The 11,803-nt window shown below is 49.8% G+C and carries 12 protein-coding genes; 2 read left to right on the forward strand and 10 right to left on the reverse strand.

Annotated elements, in window-relative coordinates; translation table 11 throughout:
- The 10 genes from MUG84_RS14000 to MUG84_RS14045 all read right to left on the reverse strand — a co-directional run bounded on the left by MUG84_RS14000 (position 1) and on the right by MUG84_RS14045 (position 9,743).
- Complete coding sequence (locus MUG84_RS14000) at positions 1-354, reverse strand: phasin family protein (protein ID WP_244725664.1); 354 nt, start codon at positions 352-354, stop codon at positions 1-3.
- A gap of 69 nt (positions 355-423) precedes the next feature.
- Positions 424-1,062 (reverse strand): ThuA domain-containing protein, encoded by a 639-nt coding sequence (locus MUG84_RS14005; RefSeq protein WP_244725665.1) that lies wholly within the window; start codon positions 1,060-1,062, stop codon positions 424-426.
- A 259-nt stretch (positions 1,063-1,321) separates the two neighbouring features.
- Positions 1,322-2,152 (reverse strand): uroporphyrinogen-III synthase, encoded by an 831-nt coding sequence (locus MUG84_RS14010; protein ID WP_244725666.1) that lies wholly within the window; start codon positions 2,150-2,152, stop codon positions 1,322-1,324.
- A gap of 75 nt (positions 2,153-2,227) precedes the next feature.
- On the reverse strand, positions 2,228-2,755 hold the full coding sequence (locus tag MUG84_RS14015; protein ID WP_244725667.1) for a DUF2062 domain-containing protein: 528 nt from the start codon (positions 2,753-2,755) through the stop codon (positions 2,228-2,230).
- Between the two features lie 134 nt (positions 2,756-2,889).
- Entirely contained in the window at positions 2,890-3,948 is a 1,059-nt protein-coding gene (locus tag MUG84_RS14020; RefSeq protein ID WP_244725668.1) for a GerAB/ArcD/ProY family transporter, read from the reverse strand.
- A gap of 30 nt (positions 3,949-3,978) precedes the next feature.
- Positions 3,979-4,194 (reverse strand): hypothetical protein, encoded by a 216-nt coding sequence (locus MUG84_RS14025; RefSeq protein WP_244725669.1) that lies wholly within the window; start codon positions 4,192-4,194, stop codon positions 3,979-3,981.
- Entirely contained in the window at positions 4,187-5,386 is a 1,200-nt protein-coding gene (locus MUG84_RS14030; RefSeq protein ID WP_244725670.1) for a Ger(x)C family spore germination protein, read from the reverse strand. The genes MUG84_RS14025 and MUG84_RS14030 overlap by 8 nt, the downstream gene beginning before the upstream one ends.
- Positions 5,387-5,392: 6 nt before the next feature.
- A complete protein-coding gene (locus tag MUG84_RS14035; RefSeq protein WP_244725671.1) occupies positions 5,393-7,000 on the reverse strand; it encodes a spore germination protein in 1,608 nt (535 codons plus the stop codon).
- A gap of 155 nt (positions 7,001-7,155) precedes the next feature.
- A complete protein-coding gene (locus tag MUG84_RS14040; RefSeq protein ID WP_244725672.1) occupies positions 7,156-9,126 on the reverse strand; it encodes a methyl-accepting chemotaxis protein in 1,971 nt (656 codons plus the stop codon).
- A 200-nt stretch (positions 9,127-9,326) separates the two neighbouring features.
- Positions 9,327-9,743, reverse strand: a complete 417-nt coding sequence (locus MUG84_RS14045; RefSeq protein WP_244725673.1) for a MerR family transcriptional regulator — start codon at positions 9,741-9,743, stop codon at positions 9,327-9,329.
- Positions 9,744-9,878: 135 nt separating this feature from the next.
- On the opposite strand from MUG84_RS14045, the gene MUG84_RS14050 reads away from it, so the two are divergent.
- Together MUG84_RS14050 and MUG84_RS14055 are read left to right on the forward strand one after the other, a co-directional pair.
- Positions 9,879-11,426, forward strand: coding sequence for an FAD-dependent oxidoreductase (locus tag MUG84_RS14050; RefSeq protein ID WP_244725674.1), 1,548 nt, complete (start codon positions 9,879-9,881; stop codon positions 11,424-11,426).
- 51 nt (positions 11,427-11,477) lie between these two features.
- Complete coding sequence (locus MUG84_RS14055; RefSeq protein WP_244725675.1) at positions 11,478-11,792, forward strand: antibiotic biosynthesis monooxygenase; 315 nt, start codon at positions 11,478-11,480, stop codon at positions 11,790-11,792.
- Positions 11,793-11,803: the final 11 nt, after the last annotated feature.

An 11,803-nucleotide genomic window follows, 5' to 3' on the forward strand; every position in this document is an offset into this window, starting at 1 on the left:
TTACAGCGTGTCCGTTACGATGTCCGTTTCCGGAACCTTTTTCTCTTCTGCCACTTCGAGTTCGGAGATCCGTTTCTCCAAGGTAGCGATGCGCTGCTCCAGGCTGGTCACATCATACTCGGTAGGGACATGAAGCTCTGTCAAAACACGCTGGATTTGTTCCCGTAAAAAGTCCTTGAACTGTGCCTTCTCCTCCTCGCCGCGTTCGACAAGGCGGTCGATCAAATCTCTGGATTCCGCCGGAGCGAGTTCTCCCCGCTGGACCAGATCTTCGACCGTTCTTTCGATCTTTTCCTTGCTGACAATGGTTAGTCCCCAACCTAACGAGATTGCTTTTTTAAACAGATCACTCATGTTATTCCCTCCCAAAGCTATATTTCCCTTATTATACCCTGAAAACTTTGGCAATATGAAATAGGCAGGTTAACCCGGCAAATGCGCTGCCCACTGGGCCGCCTGTAAAATAAGCTTACTAATCTGCGGATGCTGGAAGGTTGGCTCATGATGGCCCGGCATCATAAACACGACTCTTCCGAGTCCGTAATTGTGCCTCCAGGCCGCCGGATGCCAGGCATCGCCCTGCTTGTACTCGAGCAGCACTTTCCGTTCCGTAAACGGACTGAACTGAATCTGAAAAGGCTCTTCCGCCAGCTCGAAGGGTTCAATGCCCTCTGTGATGAAATGCTCGCCTTGCGTCCTGAAGGACAGGGGCTGAATCGGGCCGTTCCCCTCATAACGTCCTCCGATCAGCTGTGCCAGCTCATAGCGGCGGTTTCCAAGAGATATGCCATTATGAATGACAAGCAGGCCGCCTCCCTGGCTGACATAAGAAAGGAGTCCCGAAGTCTGCTGTCTCGACACCTGCTCATCCCAAAGATCAAAATAACAGATGCAAAGATCAAAAGGCTTCAGATGATCCAGCAGCAGCAAATTTTTATTTTCACTGCACTGAACAGAAATCACGTCATTTAAAATATGGCTGATTTGAGCGTCGATCCCCTGCAGGGGATGGAACTTGGGATGGGTATAATCCCCTAGTAAAATGCTTTTTTTGTTGTACACGGCCTATTCCTCCTTTTGGCGCACCGTTCATTTCTTGCTGATTATTTAGTAGTATTCCACATTTTTGGATATAGCTTTCGCTTCTTTCGTTCTAATAAAAAAAACGTCTATCGACGTACTTTCATAGAAGACAGACCGCTTTAAGATGTTGTTTTTCTTGCGATATAAGGATGTGAGATCCTCGAAGTTTATACTTTCTTATATCTTAAAAAAGGGATGCCGCTCTTTTCACATCCCACGTTATGCAATATCAAAGTCGTTAGTTTATTAAATTTTCCGCTTCCGTCTGAAAATAGCGTGCCAGCTCAACCATCATGCTGCCCATCCGCTCGTCTTCCGGCGGGTACACAACCCTCGTAATCCCTTCCTCCAGCAAAGCCTGGGCCGTCATTTTGCCAACAGCAGCAGCCACAACCGGTCCCTCAAAAGCGTACACCAGCTTCTCCAGCTTGCCGTGGCTGCGGGCATACTCTACCAAATTGCGTACCTGCGGCGCGCTGGTGAAAGCCGCTGCATCCACTTGGTGCTGCAGAATTTCATCCAGAAGCTGCTCCAGCTGTTCAGACTCCGGCGGGATATGCTGGTACGGCAGCACCTTACGTACTTCCGTCCCCTGCTCCACGAGCCAGGCTTCAAGCTTCGGAGCCGGATCGCCGTGAAGCTGAAGCACAACATCTTCCGCATGAAACCCGAATTCTTCGAGGCTGCGAATCAAGCCGGAGGTACTGCCGTCATCGTCACGGACAAGCGGCGCTAGTCCCCTTTTCCGAAGCGCATTAACGGTCTTGTAGCCCCGCGCTGCGATAGAGGAGTTCCGCAGTGTTTCCAAAAACTCTTCCTGAGCACCCATGTCAGAAGCAACGCCGATTAATGCGTCCAGCCCCATGCCTGTCGTAAGTATCGTCCAGGACGGCGGCTTTGCAATCCAGCCCTCCAAGAAGCTGCGGACCTTCGCATCATCGAGAAAAACGGTACCCTGAGCCGGTCTTATCAGGGCAGTTCCGCCCATCTTCTCAACGATTTTGACCATATCCTCCGCTTTGCGCGGACCTGTTAATGCAATTGTCCTGCCCGCCAATCGATTCGCCATATCTCTTCCCCCTCTTCCGAAAGCACGCACTGTTTTGAACAGTATACTTGACCGTACGCCAGAGGAAAAGGAATTTTACAAGGATGCGCCTGCTCTTTTGGCCAGCCGGTGCTTTTTGCGCTGGTTATACAGATATTGGACAATAAAATAGGAAACGAAACCAAGAACCAGTCCAAACACGGACATACCGATCAGCACATGCAGGCCCCCCTGCAGTAGATGCTTGAAGACGGTAAAATCCCCGTGAATCAGATTACGCCATGCATGCTCCATGGGCATATCCACCATTTTCTTCGTAAAGAACCATCCTCCGATTTTTTTCGCAAAAGGAAGAAGTACAATAGGCAGGAAGGTCAGCTTGCCGATCACATTGCCGATAATAGCGGCGGGAAGCGATCCTCCGGCCAGTCTGACGATAGGATAAAAAATCAGGTACACCAGTGAACCGGTAGCAATAACAATCATCTCCAGCCCAAAACCGATCGCAAAGCCAAGGGACACCTTTCTCGCCCCGCCAGGGGAACGGAAGAGCTTAATCATATTAAACCTGAGTTTCCGGTAGAATTTATGAAATATATTGTATTTTTTTCGCTTCTTAGTCATGTAATCACCCTTCATAGCCTAAAACGACGCCAAATCAGCCTAAAGAGCCGTACCCTCAAGGCCGCTCTCAAGCACATTGTATCATTTCTGCGCCCCTTTTTCTAACGATACTTTCCGGTCCTGTCCTATCCTATTCAAGTCTTCAAAGGCCGGTGAATCGCAAAGATTAAAAGCGGCAGCGCCACAATGAAAATCAGTGCAATCAAAGTCCATTCCCAGTTGAATTGAAACAGCTCGATGGAGCTCTCATAAAACCAGAATCCGCAGCTGAAAGCAAACAGAGCGATAGGAGCAGCCATCATTTTCCCTGAGACGGACGGAATGACTATTTTCAGACCATAGCAGATGATGTACAAGCTGATCGCCAGGTTAAGCAGAATCGCCGGATACCATAAAGCAACCACAATCAGGTCAAAACGATCCAGAAAATCGGTAACCCGCAGCTGCCGCACCAGCTCATAGGTTGGATACATCAATCTTCCGGAAACATGGATTCCAAGCAGCAGGATCGTCATCAATATCAAAATGGTCAAGATGGCTAGCGATATCAACATGGAATATAGACCGTGCTTAAACTTGTAATCCTTGCTGTGAAAAATAAACGGAAGAATCAGAATCTGTCCGATATAAGAGATCGATAACCATCCCCCCTCAGCGACGCCTTTCCAATTCACATGCAAAAGCGGTCTCATTAAATCGAAATCGAAGTCCCGCATAACGATAAAGGGCATAACAATCACGATAATGATCATCATAGGCCCATATAGCTCGGTAATGCCCAGTACCGTCTTGACATCGCCTCTGGCAAGATAAACCACCGTTGCGGTAATGCAGAGCGAAATGATGAGTATGGGCGTAATCGGGAGCAAAATGACGTTCGTAAAGTCTGCCATGGTGCGAATATCCCGGACCAGAATCATGAAAAAAAACAACATATAAAGCAGCACAATTGCTTTTCCCATGATCGGAAAGCGGCATGTTAGAGATTGAAACAAATCCTGGCCTGGAAAACGCATTGAACTGCGCGTCAGGAAAAACAGCATAAGCAAAACAACGGCGCCAGCCAAAATAAAGGACAGATAGGCATACTGCTCAGCCGAGCTGATGACCTGACTTGGAATATTGACCAAGGTAATGTTAATCACATAGGTAAAGCCGAGCAGCACAATTTGGCGTCGAGTGGTTTTTTCCACGGAAAAGTCCTCCTTAACCGGACACGGTTTTTAGAATGGCACAAGTGGTCTGAGCAATTCGCCCAGCCATACCGAAGCGTAAGTCACATGCTTGTTCAGAATGCTGTAGGTGAATATCACCATTCCCCCGATCAATAGAAGGTATGTAAACCATCGGTTGACCTTGGGTAGGTTACGGATCACTTTACGATCCACGAGCAGAATAACCACCGCCGCAGTAACATAAAAGAGCAGAACCTTAATCATGCTTCAAGACTTCATCCTTTCTGCCAAAAGGCTTATCCACAGCCCCGATATTTTCTACATGAAGCTCGGTGTCGATGACGACCTTGACGGTTGGATACAACTTTTCCCAGCGGTCCTTGAAACGTTCCCAGGCAGGTGGATCTTTCTCCTGGATTGTCCGGCCAAAGCCCAGAACATCCGAGTGATATTTATCCTGCAAGAGATGCAGGCCGGAATGGATCTGCTGGATAATTTCCTTACTTGCGTTCTGTTCCAGTTTGTGCATGGTCCTTTCACTATCCAGGCTGTAATCGGAGTCGTTTTCGATCACTGAACCTTTAGCCAAAATGCGCATGTTCATCGTGATGTCATCTCCGCGGATGACCGGCCTAAGCGTAACCACATTTTCAGTAAGCTTAATGGTGACGTATCCTCGCCCGTCTGGTCCGGGCACCAAAATATCCGGAGAGGTTGCCTGATTCATAGCCAGATTAATCATTCGGACTTCCTTCCCCTTCAAAACCCCAACAAGCTTGTCTCCCTTAAACAAAGCCAGACCGGTAATCTGAATATTCTTTTTTGTTTTGGTCTCAGTCAACCCTTCGGGGACTGCCTCCTGCAGCGAAAAGTAGGGTAAGGAGACATCGATTCCATCTGTTAGCAGGTCATTCGTAAGATACTTGAGCGTAACCGGCCTTTTCGTAAATTGGTTCATCAGTTTGCGGATCATTTCACTCGGGAACTGCTCCATGGGCGCTTGAGCATCAAGAATCATATACGCGGGACCTTCCGTGACAGCGACCAGGGAGGAAAGCCGGTTTTGTGGAATCCGGGCGAACTGGTCCAGCATGGAGGAAATTCCTTCTTTTGCGACTTCTTCGCCAATGAGCAGTGTTCTGCGGTGAGAAAACGAAATTTTTCTGGAATTCCCTTCCTGAACCTCCAAGAATGATTTGCGAAGGGTAATGCCGGTTTTCGATTCCAGATAATACTTTTTATCGCCTGACGTTCCGCCGCCTCCCCCTTGGCTTCCACTGCCTCCCAAGTTACCCGGGAGCGCAATCTGAAGAGTACTTCGGTATAAATTTTTCTCCTTATCGACAGACGTACCGATTACAAATGCCACGTCATTGATTTCCGTGCGATCCCAGCATCCGGAGAGCCCTATCGAAGAGCACAGCAACAGCAAACCTGTGAAAAGGGATCTTCTCATAAGACATCACCATACCTTGTTAGAGTCGGGTCTTCCGTTGATTTCCGGCTTTTCCCGTTCTTGGTTATTCCTCGACAGCCAGGAAGGACGTGTGCCCATTTTCCACCATGGCGCCCGAACAAAAATATCCTTGCGGTCTGAGCTATGGAACGGACTGATGCCCGACATGTATGGAACACCAAGCGAGGTCAGCTTCGTCACATGGACCAGAATCCAAGTGGTCCCAAGGATGATGCCGAACAGTCCAAGTACACCTGCGAGAAGCATGAGCGGAAACCGCAGCAGCCGGATCGTAATGGCGAGATTGTAGTGCGGAATCGTAAACGAAGCAATCCCTGTCATCGACACGATGATAACCATCGGCGCCGATACAATACCTGCCTGCACGGCGGCCTGTCCGATCACGAGCGCTCCCAAGATGCTGACCGCCTGCCCTACAGCTTTGGGCAGACGGATTCCCGCCTCACGCAGCGCTTCGAAGGAAATTTCCATAATCAATGCTTCCACCAGCGCGGGAAAAGGGATCGCTTCCCTTGCCGAAGCAATGCTCAGGACAAGCGTCGTCGGGAGCATATCCTGGTGGAATGTCGTCACTGCAATATAAAGCGAGGGCAAAAACATGCCGATAAACAAAAAAATGTACCGGATCCACCGGATAAAGTTTGTAATGAAGAACCGCTCATAATAGTCTTCCGATGCCTGCGTCAGCTGGAAAAAGGTTACCGGCACAACCAAGACGAACGGGGTTCCATCCACAAAAATGGCACATCTTCCTTCAAGCAGCTGCGCCGCCACGCTGTCAGGGCGTTCCGTATACTGCATTTGCGGAAACGGGGAATACGGATGGTCCTCAATCAGTTCCTCGATATAACCGGATTCCAAGATGCCGTCGATCTTGATATCCTTCAAACGATTGATAACATCTTCTACTATCTTAGGATCCGCGAGTCCCTCAATATACGAGACGACTACATCCGTCTTGGTGTTCGTCCCGAGCACCATGCTGTACATCTTGAGGTTTGGCGTTTTGATCTTAAAGCGGACGAGCGCAGTGTTGACACGGAGCGTTTCGGTAAAACCCTCGCGGGGACCGCGGATGACCGCTTCGGTCTCCGGCTCCTGCACGGACCGGCGGATTCCCCCCTTGATGTTGAAGAGACGAACATCGCTGAGACCATCAACAAAAACCGCCACGCTTGCATTCAATATTCCTTCCACAACATCGACCCATTCATTGGCGGACCTTACCTGCGAAAGAGATATCCGCGTGTTTTCGAGCGGTACCAGCTCGGAGGCCTCAATCCGTTCTTCCGGATCGGCGTTCATCATGCGGACATATGCTTCTATAATCGGCTCTACTATTCGTGTCTCGAGTTCTGTCGTAAACACGATACCTTCCACATAGACCACTAATGCTGTAATATCCGGAGCTATCTCAAGGTTGCGGTAGACCATATCCGAGCAGTCTTTAAAAATCGTTTTGATTGTCTGGATATTCTGATCCAGGCTTTTCTGTATGGGCAGCTTCTCCCAAGGAGGGGAAGGAAGCCCCAGCGCCGTGCCGGATGGCAAGGCCCCTGCTGATTTGCCAGAGCCCAATTTGCTTTTACCCATGTCTCAATCACCTCGTATGCCGTCCACCGTCCAGGACCTGGAATGTTTTCGCTATAGCTTGTGCCAAAATTGGATATATTATGTGAAAAGCATCATATATCCCAATAAAAAAACAGCAGTACCGTATAGGCACTGCTGCTTCATCCGATATAGGATTATTCGATTTTAAACCTCGCTACCAGCTCCTGCAGCTGTTCGGCAAGACGGCTCAAATGCTCGGCTGAAGAGGCAATCTCTTCAATGGAAGCCAGCTGCTCCTGGGCTGAAGCTGAAACGGATTGCGTATTATCCGCTGCGATCTCGGAAATACCCTGGATATGCCGGATGGATTCAACCGCGCTCTCCCCGTTCCGCGCCAGCTCCCTAGCGGCTTCCGCTGCGGAATGAATGCCTTCCGCCGCTCCCTGCACAGCTTTACGGATACGGGTAAAGGATTTGCCAGTAACGTCCACGGCCTGAATCCCTTCGGACACTCTGCCTTTGGCGTCATCCATGGCTGTAAGAACACGCTGCATCTCCGCCCGCATGCCTTCCACCAATTCTTCTATGCGCTGCGCGGAATGGCCCGATTGCTCAGCCAGTTTACGTACCTCTACGGCAACCACCGCGAACCCTCTGCCATGCTCTCCGGCGCGGGCCGCTTCAATGGAAGCATTGAGCGCTAGCAAATGCGTCTGCTTCGAAATATCCCCAATTAGCGTCACAATTTCGCCGATCTGGCTGGTGCGTTCATTCATATGGGACACGACTCCATCCAGGTCGCTGACCGTTGTATGTATTCCTTGGATTTTGTCGGTAACGTCCACGACAGCCGCATGTCCTTCTTCTGCCGATACGGAGGTGCGGGACATTTTTGCCGATGCATCATCCATATGGCTGCGGATCCGTTCCGATTGTGTGGACATGACATCCATGCTCTCCATGCTTTTCTCCACGCTGCGAAGCTGCTGATCGCTTCCGGCCGCCACTTCCTGGATCGCTTCGGTAACGCTTTCAATTGCGCGGTTCGTTTGGTCCGCACCTGTCGAAAGTCCCTTAGCTGACATGCTGACCTGACCCGTAATTTCCTGCACATTTACGATCATGGTCCGCAAGCTGTCCACCATCGCCTGAAAATGGCGGCTAAGGTTGCCAATTTCATCCCTGCTTGTCGTGTCGATGCTCGCCGTCAAATCACCTTGGCTGATTCGTTCTGTTGCCTCAGTCAGCTTGGTGATCGGACGAATGATCGAACGGATATTCAGCCAGATCATGGCCAGCGCCGCCAGGATGGAAATGATCATCACGATCGTAACCGAATTCCGGATTTCCGCTGCCGATGCCACGATCTCGTCTTCATACATGGATCCGGCAATCTTCCAGCCTGTCAATGTATTCGTCGTAAAAGCCATCCGTTTGTTAGCGTTCTCAAATGTATAAGAAAAATGCCCCTCGGAGCTAGCATACATCGGCTTCAGAAAATCCCCTTCCGCCTTCTGACCGGTGTATTGCGGGTGAACCACATAATTTTTGGCCTGGTCGGTAATGAAGATATAACCCTTAGTACCCAGCTTCACGTCCGTCAAGGTTCGGATATTGTCCAGATCCAGCTCAATGGAGAGCACCCCATTGCCGGAAGGTACCGCCTGGGAGATGGACACCGCCATTTTTCCGTTAGCTGTCTTGAATACTGGGGATATGGTCGGGGTTTTACCTTGCTTCAAAGCGCGTATGTACCAATCCTGCTTAGTCACATCATATTGCTCCGGCAATGGATCCTCGGAGGCACGGATAAAGAAGCCGCCGTCCACACCTAAAATGATGTCTTTGACATCTTTATGCATCGCCATGTACTGCCTTAACTTCAGCTTCAATTCCCCGCCCTTTCCCATTGGGTCTTCAGTGGCACGTTCCACATAGGGCTGCTGCAGAAAATATGTAATATCATCAAGCTTAGCCTGCACGTTATGAGTAATGATATTATCGGCTGACTTGGTGCTCTCGAGCGCACTGTTCATCATATCCTTGGCATTCGCATTTTTAGCGGATTGATAGGACAGAATGCCAATCATGAAGCTAGGGACGAGTAAAACGATAAGATACGTGATTAACAATTTTCTTTTAATAGTGAAAGACAATCGTTTCACAGTGGCATTTTCCTTTCTATTTTTCAACTATTATCCATATCCTATAAAATATTCTATCATTATCCGTTTCATAGGCATAGAGGCCTATACCTTGAAATTCGGCTTTATTTCTTCACAATCCTGTGAAAGATTTATTTAGTAGCTGACATCTAATAGGATACAAAAAAGGACAACCCGCTTTATCTGGGGCTGTCCTTTTGTTATTTGTTCATGGCTTTCGTAATCCGGCCGCTCAGACCCGCCAGTTCCTCTCTGACCTTCATCATCTCGGTAATTTTATAATCGACCAGCTTCAACTGTTTGCTGACCGCTTCGGCCATATTTTCAAGCTCCGCTTGGCGGAGGGCGTCGTCCAAGGATGAAGAGGCATTGCTGCGGTGCCTCATCACCTGATCATGAATCTGCAGAAATTCCTGGATCTCTTGCAGGGAAAAGCCTAACACCTTTTTGGCAAGCACTATATTTTTTAACTGCTGAACGTCTTCTTCAGTATATAATCGGATGCCTCCGTCGGACCGCTCCGGCGATTTCATGAGACCAATTTCCTCGTAGTACCGGATCGAGCGCTTCGTCAGCCCCGTCTCCTTGGCAACATCGTCAATTTTAAGCCATTCCATTGCCTTTCTCCCCCTATTGTTAGGTATGACCTAAGTATAACTTTCCCTATCGCGGAACGCCAATCCGAAGGCATCGTTTCTTTTCAGGAACAAGTGGTAATAAATGAAGAGTGAATATGAATAGGAGGCTACGCCATGCAACCATCTCGCTTCGTTTCACCGCATCTGCCACAGTTTCCCGAATCCTTATGGAGAGCCACCACTGAGCTGCCCTCTTTCCCACGACTGAATGAGGATATTCAGGTGGACATCGCGATCGTCGGCGCCGGCATTGTCGGTATTACAACGGCGTATTTGCTTTCGCGTCAAGGATGCAAGGTTGCACTGTTTGAGGCGGGGAGCATTTTGAACGGCACAACCGGCCATACCAGCGCCAAAATATCCGCCCAGCATGGCCTGCTGTATGATGAGCTGCTGAATCATTTTGGCGAGGAAAAGACCCAAATGCACTATCAGGCCAACCGCGATGCCAAGGATTTCATCCAAAACACGGTATCCAACTTGAACATCGAATGCGATCTTAAACCGGAAAGTGCTTTTTTGTATATGGAAAAGGATGATGAACTGCAAAAGCTGCAGAAGGAGTTTGACGCCTATGTTAAGCTCGGCATTCCCGGACAATGGAGAGATAAGCTTCCCATCCCGCTGAACGTCAGCGGCGCCATCGAGATGCCAGATCAGGCCCAGTTCCATCCGCTGCATTATCTGAAGCCTCTGGTTGATGAAATCCTCAAGGCTGGCGGGCAGATCTTCGAGCATACGACAATTACGACGCTGAAAAAGGACGGCCCTTTCACGCTGACCACCTATCGCGGCAAGCATAAAGTGCGTTGCAGCCATGTCGTGTCCGCTTCCCATTTTCCGTTCTATGACGGCGGCGGCATGTATTTTACGCGCCTTCATGCAATGCGTTCCTATGTTGTAGCGTTCCAGCCGAATACCACATTTGCTGGAGGGACATATCTGAGTGCCGACGAGCCGAAGCGTTCGCTACGTACGGCCTCCTGGAATGGCGAGGAGCTCGTCCTCGCCGGGGGAGAGAACCATAAGACCGGCCAAAGTATGTGCACACACAGCCACTACGAGGGGCTTGAAGAATTTGGAAGGGAGTTGTTTGGGGTCAAAAGCATTCCCTTCCGCTGGTCTGCACAGGACCTCGTCACCCTGGACAAGCTCCCATATATCGGGCAAATTACATCCGGCGACGAAGGCATTTATGTAGCGACCGGTTTTAATAAATGGGGGATGACCCAAGGTACCTTGTCTGGCATGATCCTCTCGGATCAAATTCTGGGCAAAGGCAACCCTTATACGCCGCTATATACACCATCCCGATTCAATGCAGACCCGTCCATCAAAAACGTTGTCGTCCAAAATGCGGATGTGGCCAAGCACTTCGTCGCTGGCAAGGTCGGTTTGGTTCAACGGTCTGCTGAAGATCTAAAGCCGGATGAAGGCGCCGTCATCACCCACAACGGCAAAAGGGCCGGCGGATACAAGGATACCAAAGGCAATCTGTACCTGGTAGATACCACCTGCACCCATTTGGGCTGCGAAGTGGAGTGGAACGAGGGCGAGCGCAGCTGGGATTGTCCGTGCCACGGCTCCCGTTTCAATTACGAAGGCGAGGTTATTGAAGGCCCCGCTACCGATCCGCTTGAGAAACTGGATAAAGACGCGTAGACTTTACCATGTAAGGCCAATCCATTTTACCAGAGCGGAGGCGATTGATCGATGATAGTCATTACGAATACGATCCGGGTCAAGGAAGGCTTCGGAAAAGAGATGTCCGAACGCTTCGGGCAGGGGAAGGCCAAGGAAATGCCCGGATTTGTGCGGATGGAAGTATGGCTCGGCAAGAGCAAGGAAAGCGAAGGCGAAGAGCTGAAGGTGTCCACGGTGTGGCAGGACGAAGCCTCCTTCCGTAACTGGACCTCCAGCGAATCCTTCCATGAGTCCCATCGCGGACAAGGCGGCAATGACGTCATTCTCGGCTCTTCATTGAACCAGTATGAGCTTGTCGTTAGCCCGCTGAATGAAGCAGAGTAACCTAACATTAA

This window comes from Paenibacillus mangrovi (genome assembly GCF_022898935.1).
GTDB classification, from domain to species: domain Bacteria; phylum Bacillota; class Bacilli; order Paenibacillales; family Paenibacillaceae; genus Paenibacillus_AQ; species Paenibacillus_AQ mangrovi.